This is a genomic window from Achromobacter sp. 18P8.1.1 (genome assembly GCF_057799415.1).
Map to the genome: position 1 here is coordinate 249243 of NZ_JBYOKH010000001.1, position 15389 is coordinate 264631.

Below are 15389 nucleotides of genomic sequence, written 5' to 3' on the forward strand. Positions count from 1 at the left end.
GCCGTGTTTTCCGGCGCTTTGCCTGAAACGCCCGTCGGGGCATGGACTGGCCCTAAAATAACCGGGCTGGTCTTGCCGCTCGTCCGGTTTACTAAAAATCGTTTACAGCTACGGCGGCATCCCCTCTCTACACTGGTCCGTATGGTCGCCCCTACACACTGGCGCAGACGGCTGTTGCACGCGGCGCTGGCGGTGGGCTTGTCCTGCCCGCTGGCTTCCGCGTTCGGCGACACCCCGATAGCGTCCCCTGATTTCGCTGCCCCCCTTCCCGAGGAGGCGCCGGTCCGCATGGCGCGCGGCATCGGGGTTCTGTCCCCGGTGCAGCCGATCCCCGTGCGCCCGGCGCCGTCGATCGATTCGCGGGCCGTTCCCCTGGATCCGTCCCCTTGCGACCTGCAAGTGGCGGAACCGGCGATGGACACCAGCGTGCAGGGCGTGGAAGACAGCGGCGCGGAACTGATCCCGGGGATCGGATCCTCGTTGTCCGGCGCGGCCGACGCGCCCACGTTGGGCTGCGAACAGGCGGCCACCGCCCCGGCCGAGGAAAGCACGCCGGATTACTCCTTCGCACTGGAAGACGGCGACCTGCCCCGCGTGCCGGTCGTCGTAATCTCGGGCGTGTCGCGCCCCACCCGACCCTGGTTCGCCTCGGTCAGCGGCCAGGACGGGCTGCGCTATGGCGGCGACCGCAACTGGGTCTACCGCAACACCGCGGGGCCCTCGGTCACCGTGGGCAACATCAACGCCAACGCCCCCGCCTGGGGCAGCAGCGCGCCCGTCGGCGGCCTGCAGATCGCCAACTGGGCGGGTTCCTCCGCCACCGTGCCCGAAGGCAGCTTTGGCTATTCCTCTTCGCTGGGCAAACTGAACCGGATGGATCCGGCCGCCAGTTCCGGCGCCGTGGACTACGGCGCCTCGGTCGGCACCGGCAGCGTGCGCTACGGCCTGACCCCCGCCCTGACGCTGGAAGGCCAAATGCAGAGCGCCCCATCGCTGACCACCCGCGGCATGGGCACCACCTACGCCGCCGGCGAATACGGCACGTTCCAGGCCGGCGCCACCCAAAGCTCGTTCGACGCGTCCAACGCCTGGCGCTATCGCTTCGGCTACAGCGTGGACGTGGCCGATGCCGTGAACCTGGGCTATACCAACGAACAGATTGGCGCCGGCTTTGGCGACCTGTCCACCTACTCCGGCGGCGTGGCCTCGGCCCCGCAGTCGCGCAACACCCTGTCGGCCGGCGTGCCCATCACGGGCTGGGGCACCATCAGCGGCACCTACTCCGGCCTGCATGAGGGGTCGACACTGGCTGAACAGCGCGTGGGTCTGACGCACAGCATGTTCGTCGCCCCCAAGGTGAAGCTGGCCGTAGGCGCCGACCGCGACATCATTTCGGGCAACTATGAATGGCGGGCCAACCTGAGCATGCCGGTCGACACCTTCATGCGCGGCACCTGGTTGAGCTGGTAGCCGGACCGCGAGACGGACGGAAATATCCCCGTAAAAGGGGCCGTCCGGATTTGCGGCTTAAAATCCCTGCCATGATGCTTCCGGCCTACCCCCATGTCTGACGCGCGCGCCCTCGGCGTGTTGCAGCGCGTTTTCGGTTACGAATCCTTCCGCGGCGACCAGCAAGCCATTGTCGAACAGGTGATCGACGGCGGCGACGCGCTGGTCCTCATGCCCACCGGCGGCGGGAAATCGCTCTGTTACCAGATTCCCTCGCTGGTCCGCGAAGGCACCGGCATCGTCGTCTCGCCGTTGATCGCGCTGATGCAGGACCAGGTCGACGCCCTGACCGAACTGGGCGTGCGCGCGGCGTTCCTGAATTCCACGCAGGAATGGCGGGTGGCGCGCGACGTCGAACAGGCGTTCCTGGCCGGCGAGCTGGACCTGCTGTACGTTGCCCCCGAACGCCTGCTGACCGACCGTTGCCTGCAATTGCTGGAACGCGGCCGCATCGCGCTGTTCGCCATCGACGAGGCGCACTGCGTGTCGCAATGGGGCCACGACTTCCGGCCGGAATACCTGGGCCTGTCGATGCTGCACGAGCGCTGGCCCGACGTGCCGCGCATTGCGCTCACCGCCACCGCCACCGCCGACACGCGCACGGAAATCGCCCAGCGCCTGTCGCTGGACGACGCCCGCCATTTCGTCTCGAGCTTCGACCGCCCCAACATTCGCTACCGCATCATCGAAAAGAACGAAGTGCGCAAGCAGTTGCTGGACATGATCCGCACGGAACACGAAGGCGAGTCCGGCGTGGTGTACGGCCTGTCGCGGGCGCGCGTGGAAGAAACCGCCGAATTCCTGTGCAATCAGGGCATCGACGCCATGCCGTACCACGCCGGACTCAGCCCGCAGGTGCGCGCCGCCAACCAGGCCCGGTTCCTGCGCGAGGACGGCGTGGTGATGGTGGCCACCATCGCGTTCGGCATGGGCATCGACAAGCCCGACGTGCGCTTCGTCGCCCACATCGACCTGCCCAAATCCGTCGAAGGCTACTACCAGGAAACCGGCCGGGCCGGCCGCGACGGCTTGCCCGCCACCGCCTGGCTCGCCTACGGCCTGCAGGACGTGGTGCAGCAGCGCCGCATGATCGACGAATCCCCGGGCGACGAGTCCTACCGCCGCCGGCTGGGCCAGCAACTGGACGCCATGCTGGGGCTGTGCGAGACCGTGGAATGCCGCCGCGTGCGGCTGCTGGCGTATTTCGGCCAGCAGATCACGGCCTGCGGCAACTGCGACGTCTGCCTGGAACCGCCCCAGGCCTGGGACGGCACAGTCGCCGCGCAGAAGGTGCTGTCGGCCGTCTACCGCCTGTGGAAAGAACGCGGCCAGCGCTACGGCGCGGGCCACATCATCGACATCCTGCGCGGCAAGGTCACCGACCGCACCAAGCAGCATGGCCATGAAACGCTAAGCGTGTTCGGCGTGGGTGAAGACCTGAGCGACACCGCCTGGCGCGGCGTGTTGCGCCAGTTGCTGGCGCAAGGCCTCCTGACGGTGGACAACGAAGGGTTCGGCACGCTGGCGCTGACCGAAGGCAGCCGCGCGGTGCTTAAAGGGGAGCGCCAGCTGATGCTGCGGCGCGAATCCGAAAAGAAGACCCGTTCGGGCAAGACCAGCAATGGCCGCCCCAAGGCCGCCGCCATCGACCTGCCGGCCGAACTGCAACCCGTGTTCGAGGCGCTGCGCGCCTGGCGCGGCGAAGTGGCCAAGAGCCACGGCGTGCCCGCCTACGTCATCTTCCATGACGCGACCTTGCGCGAAATCGCCCTGGCCCAGCCCGAGTCGATGGATGCGCTCAGCCACATCAGCGGCGTGGGCGCGCGCAAACTCGAAGCCTACGGCGAAGAGATCCTGCAACGCGTCGCCAAGCCGGTGCTGTAGGCATCCCGCTACCGCCGCGCCGCTGTCGTCGTCAGGCCGACGGCGGCGGCAACAGCGGCACCGGCGCGCGCTCCTTGCCGAAGACCGACCGGTACGCCAGGATGTTGAACACCAGCACCACCGGTATCCCCACGACCGCGCCGGCCATGACCAGGCGCATCGAGCTCAGCGCGCCCGCGCCGTCCCACAAGGTCATGTCGTCCAGGATCAGGTAGGGGAACAGGCTGTACGCCAGGCCGCTGAGCATCAGCAGGAACAGCGCCACGCACAGCACGAACGGCAGCCAGCTGAAGCGGTCCGCACGGCCGGGCAGGCGTGCCAGCAGCATCTCGGCCGCCACGTAGCCCGCCAGCATCATCACCCATACCGTTGCAGCCAGGCTAAGGTGGGCGATGTTGCTCCACTTGTAGAAGATGCCGGCGTTGGCCAGCCCCAGCGTCACGGCGATCGCGACCATGCCTACCGCCGTCCAGCGGATGGCGTGGCGGGCCCAGCCGGCGGCGCGGCGTTGCAAGTCGCCATCCACCCGCATGACCAGCCAGGACGCGCCCAGCAGCACATAGGCCGCCACGGCGCACAGGCCCACGAACATCGCGAACCAGCCGTAGCCGGCGTCGGACTGGTAGCCGGTGGCGATCCGGCCCAGCAGCATGCCCTGGCCAAACGCCGTGATGATCGAGCCGGCCCAGAAACCGAAGATCCAGCGCGGCTTCATTTCATTGCGCGCGCGGATGCGGAATTCGAACGACACGCTGCGCAGCACCACGCCCAGCACCATGAAGGTCAGCGGCCCGTAGAGCTTGCCCAGCACTGCGCCCCACGCGAACGGGAACGCCGACGCGAACAGGCCCATGCCCAGCAGCAACCAGAATTCATTGGCGTCACGCCAGGGGCTCAAGAGCGACATCATGCGGCCGCGCTCGTGCTCGGGCGCCAATTGCAGCAGGATGCCCACGCCCAGATCGAAGCCGTCCAGGACCATGCCCGCGGCGATCACCACGAACAGCAGCCCCATGAAGGCCAGCGGCATCCAGAAGGAAGGGTCTTCGGGGCTCAGGCCCTGCGAAGCGGCCAGCATGGCGATCATGGCGAACCTCCGCCCAGTTTGCGCACCGGCACCACGCCATAGCGCGCCGCATGGAACAGCATGGCGGCGAACGCGGACAGCAGCAAGGCATACAGCAGGCCATAGCCCGCCAGCCCGTAGAGAATGGTGCTGGACGCCGTCTGCCCCAGCACTTCGGATTGCGTGATGGTGCCGTTGACGACGAAAGGCTGCAGCCCGATGATGGACACCCACCAGCCGGCCACCACTGCGATGCCGCCGGAAAACATCATGCCGCACAGCACGCGCTGCCACCAGACCGGCAGGGTCGAGGGGTCCAGCCCGCGGCGGAAGGTCCACACGAACGTGACACAGGCCACGGCCAGCATCAGCAGGCCCAACCCCACCGCCACGCGCAACGACCAGAAGGTCAACGCCACCGGCGGCAGCATGCCGGAATATTTGTCCAGGCCCTGATAGGTGCCGTCAGCATTGCGGTGCAGCCACATGCCGCCAGCATTGCGGATGGTCACGTCCGACACGTTGACGTGCGCGCGCGCGTCCGGCCAGCCGAACAGCACCAGCTGGGGTTCCGCGCCGCTTTCCCAGAAGCCGGCCGCGGCGGCCGCCTTGGCGGGCTGCAGCTTGGCGACCATCTGGCCGGCGCCCGTGGCCACCGGCACCTGCAGGAAGGCCGCGACCACCGCTATCACCAGCCCGGTCTTGAACGCATTGCGCTCGCCATCTCCCAGCGGGCGGCGCAGCGCCTGCAAGGCGGTCACGCCCATCATCAGGAACGAGGCGGCCAGCGCCGCGCCCACGACCACCACCGCCATGCGCCAGCCCACCGAGGGGTTCAGCACCACGGCGGCCCAGTCATAGACCTGGTAGCGGCCGTCAACGAGGATCGCGCCGTCCGGCGTCTGCATCCAGGATTGCAGCGCCAGCACCCAGAACACCGCCACCAATTGGCCCACGGCCACCATCAGCACCGCCAGGGTGTGCGCGCCATCGGACACGCGGCGCTGGCCGAACAGCATGACGCCCAGGAAACACGACTTCAAGATGAAGACGGACAGGATGCCGTAGCCCAGCAAGGGGCCGGCCACATTGCCGATCTTGTCCATCAGGCCCGCCCACAGGCTGCCGATCTGGATCAACACCGGCACGCTGGCCGCCAGGGTCAGCACGAAGGCCAGCGCAAAGATGCGCACCCAGAAGCGGTAGGCAGCCGTCCAGCCGCCACGGCCCGACCATCGCGCGCGCACCTTGAAAAACAGCAAGACCCAGGCAAGCGCCAGGGAAATCGCCAGGAACAGCGCCAGAAAACTCAGGCTGGCCACGAACTGCGCACGGGCCAGGGAAAGGGTGGATATATCCATAATGGCCCGTAGTGTAGAGCCAGTTACAAGACAATGGGGGCAGTTTGAAACCGGTTGCAGGGGGTCTGAAAAGGCCCTCGCGGCGGAACGTGGCAAAATTGACGCTTTGTCGCCGCTTTTTCCTATTCTTTCAAGAATGACCTCCGCCACGACGCCGACCCCCGCTGCATCCAATTTCCTGCTCAACATCGTCCAGGACGACCTCGAAGCCAACCGCTTCCAGGGCAAACGTTGGGCGGGCAAGCCTGGCCCGGCCGCCGTGCAGCAGCAGGGAGAACCGGATCCGGCCCGCATCCGCACGCGTTTCCCGCCGGAGCCCAACGGCTACCTGCACCTGGGCCACGCCAAGAGCATTTGCGTGAACTTCGGGCTGGCGCGCGATTTCGGCGGCGTCTGCCACCTGCGCTTTGACGACACCAATCCCGAAAAGGAAGACCAGGAGTACGTCGACGCCATCATCGAAGCCGTCCGCTGGCTGGGTTTCGACTGGAAAGCCGACAACGGCCAGGAAAACCTGTATTTCGCCAGTGATTACTTCGGCTATATGTATGAATTCGCCGAGGCGCTGGTCGAAGCCGGCCACGCCTACGTCGACGAGCAAAGCCCCGAAGCCATCCGCGCCAACCGCGGCACGCTGACCGAACCCGGCACCGACTCGCCCTGGCGCAACCGCCCGGCCGCGGAGTCGGTCGCGCTGCTGCGCGAAATGCGCGACGGCAAGCATCCGGACGGCAGCCTGGTGCTGCGCGCCAAGATCAACATGGCGTCGCCCAACATCAACCTTCGCGACCCGGTCATGTACCGCGTGCGCCACGCCACCCACCACCGCACGGGCAACCAATGGTGCATCTACCCGATGTACAGCTGGGCGCACCCGGTGGAAGACGCGCTGGAAGGCATCACGCACAGCGTCTGCACGCTGGAATTCGAAGACCAGCGGCCGTTCTACGACTGGATCCTGACCCGCCTGGCCGAACTCGGCAAGCTGGCCCAGCCGCTGCCGCACCAATATGAATTCGCCCGCCTGAACGTGAGCTACGTCGTCACCAGCAAGCGCAAGCTGCTGCAACTGGTGCAGGAAGGCCACGTGGACGGCTGGGACGATCCGCGCATGCCGACCATCTTCGGCCTGCGCCGCCGCGGCTACACGCCGGCCTCGATCCGCCTGTTCTGCGAGCGCACCGCCGTCTCGAAGTCGGATTCGCGCATCGACTACAGCCTGCTGGAACAAGCCGTGCGCGACGACCTCGACCCCATCGCCGCCCGCTCGGTGGCCGTGCTGGACCCGATCAAGCTCGTCATCACCAACTACCCGGAAGGCCAGACCGAGATCTGCACCGCGCCGCGCAACCCGCACGATCCGGAAGCCGGCGTGCGCGAGTTCCCGCTGTCGCGCGAACTCTGGATCGAGCGCGACGACTTCCGTGAAGAAGCGCCGAAGAAGTACTTCCGCCTGTTCCCGGGCAACACCGTGCGCCTGAAATACGGCTACGTCGTGCGCTGCACCGGCTTCACCAAGAACGAAGCCGGCGACATCGTCGAAGTGCAGGCCGAATACCTGCCGGAAACCAAGAGCGGCACGCCGGGCGCCGACAGCGTCAAGGTCAAGGGCAACATCACCTGGGTCAGCGCGGCCCACGCGGTGCCTGCCCAGATCCACCTGTACGACCGCCTGTTCGCCGACGCCCGCCCCGATGGCGGCGACAAGGACTTCCTGGCCTGCCTGAACCCGAACTCCAAGCAGACCGTCACGGCCTGGCTGGAACCCGGTACCGTCGCCACGCCTGGCGCCACCTGGCAGTTCGAACGCCTGGGCTACTTCACGGCCGACCTGAAGGAATCCTCCGAAGCCGCGCCCGTGCTCAACCGCATCGTGACGCTGCGCGATTCCTGGGTGCAAGGCTGACCCGCCCGCGTGCGTATCACGGAAAAAGGCGCCTTCGGGCGCCTTTTTCTTTCGTCTTCCCCACTGCGCACCCCGCTCCCCGGCGGGTTATCATCCCCGACATCCCGCAGCCGGTTGTGCGCGCCGTTTCCTGGCGCCCGGACCGCCAGCCACAATCAAGATGAACACTGAATCCCTAGCCCTGGACTTCAAAAGCGCCACCCTGTATGCCATCCGGGTGGTTCTGCACAGCGCAGACCCCGAACGCCTCGTTGCCGCGCTGACCAAGCGCATGGCCGACGCCGGCAGCTTCTTCGAGAACGAACCCGTCGTGATCGACGCCAGCCGCGTCGACGAGAAGATCGATTGGAAGGCCCTGGTGGCCGCGTTGCGCAGCCATAACCTGCCCCCGATCGGCGTCGTGGCCGAAGGCGCCAACCTGAAAGCCGCGCGCGAAGCCGGCCTGACGCCGGTGGAACTGTCCACCCCCGCCGCCCGCCCGGCCCCGGTCGTGGATACCGCGCCGCCGAACGACGTGTCCACGCCTGTGCCCTCGGTGCCGGCCGCCGCCGTCGAGACCGCGCCCGCGCCCACCGATACGTCCGCCCCCGAGACGCCCGCCGCAGACAAGCCCGCCGCCGCCTCGGCCGAACCGATGCCGGCGCGCGAAGCCAGCAGCACCACGTCCGCACCCGCCCCGACGCAAGCCGCGCCGCATTCGTCGTCGGCGCTGGTCATCACCAAACCCCTGCGTTCCGGGCAGCGCGTCTACGCGCGGCACACGGACCTCGTCGTCATCGGCATGGTCAGCCAAGGCGCGGAAGTCATCGCCGACGGCAACGTGCACGTCTACGGCCCCTTGCGCGGCAAGGCCATGGCCGGCGCGCGCGGCGACACGTCGGCGCGCATCTTCACAACGCATCTGGACGCGGAACTGCTTGCCGTGGCCGGCGTGTACCGCGTGGTGGAAGACAAACTGGACCGGACGCTGCAAAACCAGCCCGCCCTGGTTCGCCTTGACGGCGACACCCTGCGCATCGAAGCGTTGAAAGCCTGACCGCTTTCTTCGCTGGTGCGCGAACGTCTCAACACATTCTGTAAGAAGCCTTACACGGGCTTTTTGCTTTACGATAACGCGATTTATTCGAACATAAGGGTTTGATCGTCATGACACGCATTGTTGTGGTGACTTCCGGCAAAGGCGGCGTGGGTAAAACCACGACGAGCGCCAGTTTTTCCGCGGGCCTCGCGATGCGGGGCCACAAGACCGCTGTCATCGACTTCGATGTCGGCCTGCGCAATCTCGACCTCATCATGGGCTGCGAGCGTCGCGTGGTGTACGACTTCGTCAATGTGATCCAGGGCGAAGCCACCCTCAACCAGGCGCTGATCAAGGACAAGCAGCTTGAAAACCTGTTCATCCTGCCCGCCTCGCAAACGCGCGACAAAGACGCGCTGACGCAGGAAGGCGTGGAAAAGGTCATCAACGACCTGAAGGAAATGGGCTTCGAGTACATCGTCTGCGATTCGCCCGCCGGCATTGAAACGGGCGCGCTGATGGCCGCCTATTTCGCCGACGACGCATTGGTCGTGACGAACCCGGAAGTCTCGTCGGTACGCGACTCCGACCGAATCCTGGGCATCCTGGCCGCCAAGTCCAAGCGGGCTGTGGACGGCGGCGAGCCCGTCAAGGAATTCCTGCTGCTCACGCGCTACAACCCCAAGCGCGTCGTCGACGGCGAAATGCTGTCGCTGGGCGACATCGAAGACATTCTGCGCATCAAGCTGATCGGCGTCATCCCCGAATCGGAAGCGGTGCTGCAAGCGTCGAACCAAGGCCTGCCGGCCATCCACCTGAAAGATACCGACGTCTCCGAAGCCTACAAGGACGTCGTGGCCCGTTACCTTGGCGAAGACAAGGCCCTGCGCTTTACCGATTACGAAAAGCCCGGTCTTCTGAAACGCCTGTTCGGAGGCAAGTAAGCAATGTCCTTCCTGTCGTTTCTGCTTGGTCAAAAGAAATCTTCCGCCTCCGTTGCCAAGGAACGGTTGCAGATCATCCTGGCCCACGAGCGGGGCCGCGGCGACTCGCCCGACTACCTGCCGCAGTTGCAGCAGGAACTTATCGCCGTGATTTCAAAATACGTGAAGATCAACCCCGAAGACATCAAGGTGCACCTGGAACGCCAGGACACGCTGGAAGTGTTGGAAGTGAAGATCGAGATGCCACAAAACGAGGCGCCATAACGCCGACGCGCGCCGGCCATCCGGCGCGCTTCAGCCCTCGTGCAAAACACGACGATAAAAAAAACGCCTGGCAATGCCAGGCGTTTTGCTTGGGGCGCGGGGGCTTAGTGTTTGCCGACCTGATCGCCGATCACACCACCGATCGCCGCTCCACCCACCGTACCCAGGACGCCGCCATTGGTGATCACGGCGCCTGCGACACCGCCCAAGGCGGCGCCGCCGACCGTGCTCTTCTGACGATGGCTCATGCCGTCCCAGGACGAGCAGCCAGCCATGGCGGCGGTCATTGCCAGTGCGACACAGATTTTGGAAAGAGATGCGATTTTCATGATGAGGCTCCTATTCTTGTACCCCGGGGCCGCACCATGGACCTGACGCGAGCGCGCGGTCCCCTTATGGGTTTAGAGCATTCAGGATCTCAAAATAAACGGGCGGGTGGTGTTAGGTTTGCCCAGGAATTGTGTCAAACGGCGAGTGAATCTTTGCGTGCCCCCGGGACAGTGTTGCAGGCCGCGTCGGTTATTTGACCAGACGTAACACGTCACGGAAGCGCGGGTGCTCGCAAGTCTCCATCCATTCGAAAATCGCCATTTCTGAAGTGACGATTTCGGCGCCGTGCGCGCGAGCGCGGCGCAGCGCCGCGTGATGGTCGGCAGGCTTGCGCGAGCCCGCCGCGTCCGACACCAGCACGGCCTTGTAGCCCATGTCCGACAGGCCGATCACGGTTTGCAGCACGCAGATGTGGGCCTCGCACCCCGCCACCAGGATCGTCTTGCGCGCGGCAGGCAGCCACGCCTCGAAACCCGGTTCGCGCGCGGACGAGAAGTGCATCTTCTGGAACGTGGCCTGCACGATATCGCGCAGCGGATCCACCGTGACGCCCAGCATCTTGCTGTGATGCTCGGTGGCGATCACCGGCACATCGAGCAGGCGCGCCGCCTGTGCGAGCTTGTGCGCCGTGCTCAGCACGGCATCGCCATTGTGGATGACCGGCATCAGCCGGCCCTGCATGTCGACGATGAGAAGGGTGGAATCTGCGGCTTGCAGCAACATGGGATATCTCCGGAAATCCTGCGGATAGCGTGTCGAATCGAACCAGCGGCCGGGCCTGAGAACCTGCCTATGCAGATTCAATGATATAGCGGCGGCTCGACGCACAGCTTCAAGTCCATGGCGACGGACCGCAGCCGCTTGTCCTTGGTCCACAGCGATGCGCCTGGAGTCAGCCGCGTGGATGCAAGCAGGTGCAAGTCAACATAGCCAATTCCTTTGCCAAACAGTCTTTCGGCGTGGAGGAAATGCAGCGCCTCGTCGTGGCTCGCCCGCACGACTTGCGGCAAGAGCGTCAGCGCGCCCAACACCAAGTCTCGCTTGCTCAGCGACCCCAGTGCCAGTTCGCCAACAATGAACGGATGCATCAGCACATACTCATTGTTCAGTAACTGCACCAGCCGAGGCTCGCCGGCCGGCCCCAGGTGATCAACCCAGATCGACGTATCAACCAGGATCATCGGAGGTCTCAGTTTGCCGCCTGGGAGTCGGCTTCAGTTTGGTCGAGCTGCCGCCCAGTTTGGCCAGACGCTTAGCTGCTTCTTTCTGCACAAGATTGACCAGTGCTTGCTGCACGAGCGCCGACGTCTCCTGGATACCGGTATAGGTTCGCGCCTGCTCAAGCAAGTCGTCATCGAGCGTCACCGTGGTTCGCATGTTGCCCTCGCCAGGAGATGAATCAAAAAATACATCATTTGATGCATTTTTTGATTCTATCATCGCAAAAAAAATCCCAGCGCGTTGGCTGGGATTTCTCAGACTGCTTTACTGGCTAAGGCTTACTTCAGTGCCTTGTAGCGCAGGCGCTTGGGCTTGGCGCCCTCTTCGCCCAGGCGGCGCTTCTTGTCGGCTTCGTACTCTTGGTAGTTGCCGTCGAAGAACACCGCTTGCGAATCGCCTTCGAATGCCAGGATGTGGGTCGCGATGCGGTCCAGGAACCAGCGATCGTGGCTGATGACCATGACGCTGCCGGGGAACTCCAGCAACGCGTCTTCCAGCGCGCGCAGCGTTTCCACGTCGAGGTCGTTGGACGGTTCGTCAAGCAGCAGCACGTTGCCGCCGGCGATCAGCGTCTTGGCCATGTGCAGGCGGCCGCGTTCACCGCCCGACAACTGGCCCACGACCTTGTTCTGGTCGCCGCCCTTGAAGTTGAAGCGGCCCAGATAGGCGCGCGACGACATTTCGAACTTGCCCACCGTGAGGATGTCGGCGCCGTCGGCCACCGCATCGAACACCGTCTTCTTGTCTTCCAGTGCATCGCGCGACTGGTCCACATAGGCCAGCTTCACGGTCTGGCCGATGTTCACTTCGCCCGAATCCGGCTGCTCGCGGCCCGCGATCATGCGGAACAGCGTCGACTTACCGGCGCCGTTGGGGCCGATGATGCCGACGATGGCGCCCGGCGGCACCTTGAAGCTCAGGTTGTCGATCAGCAGGCGGTCGCCATAGGCCTTGCTGACGTTGTTGAACTCGATGGCCTCGTTGCCCAGGCGCTCGCCCACGGGAATGAAGATTTCCTGGGTTTCGTTGCGCTTCTGGTATTCGTAGGACGACAGTTCCTCGAAGCGGGCCAGACGCGCCTTGGCCTTGGCCTGGCGGCCCTTCGGGTTCTGGCGCACCCACTCCAGTTCCTTCTTGATGGTCTTCTGGCGGGCGGATTCCGAGGACTCTTCCTGCTTCAGGCGGTCTTCTTTCTGTTCCAGCCACGAGCTGTAGTTGCCCTTCCACGGAATACCGTAGCCGCGGTCCAGTTCCAGGATCCACTCAGCGGCGTTGTCCAGGAAGTAGCGATCGTGGGTCACGGCGACGACGGTGCCGGGGAACTTGTGCAGGAATTGCTCAAGCCACTCCACGCTTTCGGCGTCCAAGTGGTTGGTGGGTTCGTCCAGCAGCAGCATGTCGGGCTTGGACAGCAACAGGCGGCACAGGGCCACGCGGCGCTTTTCACCCCCGGACAGATTGCCGACGATGGCATCCCAGGGCGGCAGGCGCAGCGCGTCGGCAGCGATTTCCATCTGGTGCTCGATATCGTCCGAACCGCTGGAAGCTGCCGCGGCGATGATGGCTTCCAGTTCGGCCTGTTCGGCGGCCAAGGCATCGAAATCGGCGTCCGGCTCGGCGTAGGCGGCATAGACCTCGTCCAGGCGCTTCTTGGCGGTGACGACGGCGCCCAGGCCCTCTTCCACCGACTGGCGCACCGTGTGCTCGGGGTTCAGTTGCGGTTCCTGCGGCAGATAGCCGATGTTCAGGCCCGGCATGGGAATGGCTTCGCCTTCGATCTCTTTATCGACGCCAGCCATGATCTTCAGCAGCGTCGACTTGCCCGAGCCGTTCAGGCCCAGCACGCCGATCTTGGCGCCAGGAAAAAACGAAAGCGAGATGTCACGCAGGATCTGCCGCTTGGGCGGCACGATCTTGCCGACGCGGTTCATGGTGTAGACGTATTGGGCCATGGGCTCGTATAGGGAAAGAAAGCTGATGAACCGTCGATTGTAGGCCGGAACCCTGACAGGCGCGCGTCAGGAGCCGCCGAAGGCGTTCAACCCGCCGCTTTGCCGGTGCGCAGGCCCAGGCGGGGCGTGCGCATTTGCGCCAGCATCACCCCGGCCAGCGCCATTACGCCGCCCACGATATGGAAGACGTGAGGCTTTTCGTCCAGGAATACCGCGGCGATCGCCACGGTGCCCACCGGCATCAGATTCAGGAAGATGCTGGCCCGGTTGGGGCCCAGGTGCTTGACGCCCTGCATCCACAGGAAGGGCGCAAACAGGGACGGGAAGATCGCCGCGTACAGCACCAGCGGCACGTTGTCGGCGTTCAGCGGGGACGGCGCGGCCATCAGGAAGGCCGGCAGCTGGAACAGCACGCCGAATGCCACCTGCACGTACAGCGACTGCCACGGCCCCACCGGCAGGCCCCAGCGGCGCAGCAGCACGCCGTACAGCGCATAGGCCAGCGCGGCCAAGCCCATCAGCAGATCGCCCGGGTTCGCGCCCACCGACAGCAGGCGCGACGGGTCGCCTTCGCCGATCAGCAGCGCCAGCCCGGCCAGCGACACCAGGCCGCCCAGCATTGCCATCAGCGTGGGCCGCTGGCGCAGCACCACTGCGCCCACCGCGATGGTCAGCAGCGGGATCATGGCCGTGATGATGCCCATATTGGTCGCCGTGGTGCTGGAGGCCGCCACGTAGGCCAGCCCCTGGTACAGCGCCATCCCGAGCCCGCCCAGCACCGCGAACTTGGGCAGGTACGGCACGATCAGGCGGCGCTGCGCCCACACGCCCGGCAGGGCGAACGGCGTCAGCACGGCGCCGGCGATCGCCCAGCGGTAAAAGCCGATGACGGCGGGTGAGATCACGCCGGCGGCCATCTTGGTCACGATCATGTTGACCGACCAGATCAGGGCCGCCAGCAAGGGGAACAACAGGTAGCGGGCGGGAATGTGGGGGGTGTCGCGCGTCATGGACGAGTCTTGCCGATAAGGATAGGGGGCCAGTGTAGGCCCTGTCCGAGACAACGTATATAATGAAAAACAGACAAATCTGCACGAACTTCCGACATGGAACTGGCTGATACCGCGCCCATCCTGGCCGGCCACCTGCCCTATCCGCTGGCCTGCCGCATCCTGCACTTCACGCCGCATTCCAGCATGCAGCGTCACAGCTCGCCGTGGGCGGAACTGAATTTTTCGCTGTCGGGCATCATGGAAATCGCCATCAACGGCGTCACCTACCTGTCCCCGCCGCAGTACGCCATCTGGATACCGCCACACGTGGAGCACTGCTGCCAGAACGAAGGCGAAGTGCATTACGCCTGCATCGACATCCCGGCCGAGGCCTGCGCCGGCCTGCCGGACGCGCCGTGCACGCTGGAGATCAGCGCAGTCACACGGGCGATCCTGGCCGACTTCGAACGGCGCGGCATCCGCTATCCGGCTACGCCGGAAGACCGCCGCATGGCGCAGATCGTCATCGACCAGCTCCGCCAGGCCCGCGCTTACGCGAGCTACCTGCCGTCATGCACCGATCCGGTGCTGGCCCCCATTCTGTCGGCGCTGCAGCGCATGCCGGGCGACAAGCGCGGCGCGGCGCACTGGGCCGCCAGCGCAGGCATCACCGAACGCACGCTGCTGCGCTATTGCCAACAACACCTGGGCATGTCGTTCAACGAATGGCGCCAGCGCCTGCGCGTCGTGTCGGCGCTGGGCCTGCTGGACGCGGGCCGCCCCGTGCAGGAAGTGGCCCGCGAACTGGGCTACAGCACGCCGTCCGCCTTCATCGCGATGTTCCAGCGCCTGACAGGCGAATCCCCCGACAGCGCCCGCAAACGCAGCGCCGCGGCCCCTGCCTGACCGCGCGGCTGGCGTCGTCATCCAAGCGTCCGATGC

15 protein-coding genes are annotated in these 15389 nt (G+C 65.4%); 7 read left to right on the forward strand and 8 right to left on the reverse strand.

Features of this window, described 5'->3' with window-relative positions; translation table 11 throughout:
- Positions 1 to 141: 141 nt before the first annotated feature.
- Together AC27VE_RS01175 and recQ are read left to right on the forward strand one after the other, a co-directional pair.
- On the forward strand, positions 142 to 1470 hold the full coding sequence (locus AC27VE_RS01175; protein WP_488702847.1) for a fimbrial protein: 1329 nt from the start codon (positions 142 to 144) through the stop codon (positions 1468 to 1470).
- A 93-nt stretch (positions 1471 to 1563) separates the two neighbouring features.
- Positions 1564 to 3393, forward strand: a complete 1830-nt coding sequence (recQ, locus tag AC27VE_RS01180; protein WP_006226443.1) for a DNA helicase RecQ — start codon at positions 1564 to 1566, stop codon at positions 3391 to 3393.
- 31 nt (positions 3394 to 3424) lie between these two features.
- Here the strand turns inward: recQ and AC27VE_RS01185 are convergent, their stop codons facing one another.
- Both AC27VE_RS01185 and AC27VE_RS01190 read right to left on the reverse strand, forming a co-directional pair.
- Positions 3425 to 4480, reverse strand: a complete 1056-nt coding sequence (locus AC27VE_RS01185; protein WP_006226442.1) for a cytochrome d ubiquinol oxidase subunit II — start codon at positions 4478 to 4480, stop codon at positions 3425 to 3427.
- The gene (locus AC27VE_RS01190; RefSeq protein WP_427961322.1) at positions 4477 to 5820 is read right to left on the reverse strand and encodes a cytochrome ubiquinol oxidase subunit I; all 1344 of its coding nucleotides are present in this window, start codon (positions 5818 to 5820) and stop codon (positions 4477 to 4479) included. The genes AC27VE_RS01185 and AC27VE_RS01190 overlap by 4 nt, the downstream gene beginning before the upstream one ends.
- Positions 5821 to 5956: 136 nt before the next feature.
- Between AC27VE_RS01190 and AC27VE_RS01195 the strand changes: the two genes are divergently transcribed.
- The 4 genes from AC27VE_RS01195 to minE all read left to right on the forward strand — a co-directional run bounded on the left by AC27VE_RS01195 (position 5957) and on the right by minE (position 9952).
- Positions 5957 to 7726 (forward strand): glutamine--tRNA ligase/YqeY domain fusion protein, encoded by a 1770-nt coding sequence (locus tag AC27VE_RS01195; protein WP_315139750.1) that lies wholly within the window; start codon positions 5957 to 5959, stop codon positions 7724 to 7726.
- Between the two features lie 160 nt (positions 7727 to 7886).
- Positions 7887 to 8762 carry a septum site-determining protein MinC gene (gene minC / locus AC27VE_RS01200; RefSeq protein ID WP_488702848.1) on the forward strand — a complete coding sequence of 292 codons (876 nt, stop codon included), beginning with the start codon at positions 7887 to 7889 and terminating at the stop codon, positions 8760 to 8762.
- Positions 8763 to 8872: 110 nt separating this feature from the next.
- On the forward strand, positions 8873 to 9688 hold the full coding sequence (gene minD / locus AC27VE_RS01205) for a septum site-determining protein MinD (RefSeq protein WP_006226438.1): 816 nt from the start codon (positions 8873 to 8875) through the stop codon (positions 9686 to 9688).
- Positions 9689 to 9691: 3 nt separating this feature from the next.
- Entirely contained in the window at positions 9692 to 9952 is a 261-nt protein-coding gene (gene minE / locus AC27VE_RS01210) for a cell division topological specificity factor MinE (protein ID WP_006226437.1), read from the forward strand.
- Positions 9953 to 10056: 104 nt separating this feature from the next.
- Here the strand turns inward: minE and AC27VE_RS01215 are convergent, their stop codons facing one another.
- The 6 genes from AC27VE_RS01215 to AC27VE_RS01240 all read right to left on the reverse strand — a co-directional run bounded on the left by AC27VE_RS01215 (position 10057) and on the right by AC27VE_RS01240 (position 14465).
- Complete coding sequence (locus tag AC27VE_RS01215; RefSeq protein WP_039882797.1) at positions 10057 to 10281, reverse strand: YMGG-like glycine zipper-containing protein; 225 nt, start codon at positions 10279 to 10281, stop codon at positions 10057 to 10059.
- Positions 10282 to 10471: 190 nt separating this feature from the next.
- Positions 10472 to 11005, reverse strand: a complete 534-nt coding sequence (locus AC27VE_RS01220) for an isochorismatase family protein (RefSeq protein WP_488702849.1) — start codon at positions 11003 to 11005, stop codon at positions 10472 to 10474.
- A 77-nt stretch (positions 11006 to 11082) separates the two neighbouring features.
- Positions 11083 to 11463: a type II toxin-antitoxin system VapC family toxin gene (locus AC27VE_RS01225; RefSeq protein ID WP_488702850.1), complete on the reverse strand. Its 381-nt coding sequence runs from the start codon at positions 11461 to 11463 to the stop codon at positions 11083 to 11085.
- On the reverse strand, positions 11450 to 11722 hold the full coding sequence (locus AC27VE_RS01230; protein ID WP_488702851.1) for a type II toxin-antitoxin system VapB family antitoxin: 273 nt from the start codon (positions 11720 to 11722) through the stop codon (positions 11450 to 11452). The genes AC27VE_RS01225 and AC27VE_RS01230 overlap by 14 nt, the downstream gene beginning before the upstream one ends.
- A 59-nt stretch (positions 11723 to 11781) precedes the next feature.
- Positions 11782 to 13455 carry an energy-dependent translational throttle protein EttA gene (gene ettA / locus AC27VE_RS01235; protein ID WP_169274244.1) on the reverse strand — a complete coding sequence of 558 codons (1674 nt, stop codon included), beginning with the start codon at positions 13453 to 13455 and terminating at the stop codon, positions 11782 to 11784.
- Between the two features lie 86 nt (positions 13456 to 13541).
- Complete coding sequence (locus AC27VE_RS01240) at positions 13542 to 14465, reverse strand: DMT family transporter (RefSeq protein WP_488702852.1); 924 nt, start codon at positions 14463 to 14465, stop codon at positions 13542 to 13544.
- Positions 14466 to 14561: 96 nt separating this feature from the next.
- Between AC27VE_RS01240 and AC27VE_RS01245 the strand changes: the two genes are divergently transcribed.
- Positions 14562 to 15353 carry an AraC family transcriptional regulator gene (locus tag AC27VE_RS01245; RefSeq protein ID WP_427955638.1) on the forward strand — a complete coding sequence of 264 codons (792 nt, stop codon included), beginning with the start codon at positions 14562 to 14564 and terminating at the stop codon, positions 15351 to 15353.
- The last annotated feature ends 36 nt before the right edge of the window (positions 15354 to 15389 follow it).

Coding starts and splice junctions, on each gene's coding strand:
- ettA (WP_169274244.1), bottom strand. CDS start 13,455: ATGGCCCAATACGTCTACACCATGAACCGCGTCGGCAAGATCGTGCCG.
- AC27VE_RS01220 (WP_488702849.1), bottom strand. CDS start 11,005: ATGTTGCTGCAAGCCGCAGATTCCACCCTTCTCATCGTCGACATGCAG.
- AC27VE_RS01175 (WP_488702847.1), top strand. CDS start 142: ATGGTCGCCCCTACACACTGGCGCAGACGGCTGTTGCACGCGGCGCTG.
- AC27VE_RS01225 (WP_488702850.1), bottom strand. CDS start 11,463: ATGATCCTGGTTGATACGTCGATCTGGGTTGATCACCTGGGGCCGGCC.
- minE (WP_006226437.1), top strand. CDS start 9,692: ATGTCCTTCCTGTCGTTTCTGCTTGGTCAAAAGAAATCTTCCGCCTCC.
- AC27VE_RS01185 (WP_006226442.1), bottom strand. CDS start 4,480: ATGATCGCCATGCTGGCCGCTTCGCAGGGCCTGAGCCCCGAAGACCCT.
- minD (WP_006226438.1), top strand. CDS start 8,873: ATGACACGCATTGTTGTGGTGACTTCCGGCAAAGGCGGCGTGGGTAAA.
- AC27VE_RS01195 (WP_315139750.1), top strand. CDS start 5,957: ATGACCTCCGCCACGACGCCGACCCCCGCTGCATCCAATTTCCTGCTC.
- AC27VE_RS01215 (WP_039882797.1), bottom strand. CDS start 10,281: ATGAAAATCGCATCTCTTTCCAAAATCTGTGTCGCACTGGCAATGACC.
- AC27VE_RS01245 (WP_427955638.1), top strand. CDS start 14,562: ATGGAACTGGCTGATACCGCGCCCATCCTGGCCGGCCACCTGCCCTAT.
- AC27VE_RS01240 (WP_488702852.1), bottom strand. CDS start 14,465: ATGACGCGCGACACCCCCCACATTCCCGCCCGCTACCTGTTGTTCCCC.
- AC27VE_RS01190 (WP_427961322.1), bottom strand. CDS start 5,820: ATGGATATATCCACCCTTTCCCTGGCCCGTGCGCAGTTCGTGGCCAGC.
- minC (WP_488702848.1), top strand. CDS start 7,887: ATGAACACTGAATCCCTAGCCCTGGACTTCAAAAGCGCCACCCTGTAT.
- AC27VE_RS01230 (WP_488702851.1), bottom strand. CDS start 11,722: ATGATAGAATCAAAAAATGCATCAAATGATGTATTTTTTGATTCATCT.
- recQ (WP_006226443.1), top strand. CDS start 1,564: ATGTCTGACGCGCGCGCCCTCGGCGTGTTGCAGCGCGTTTTCGGTTAC.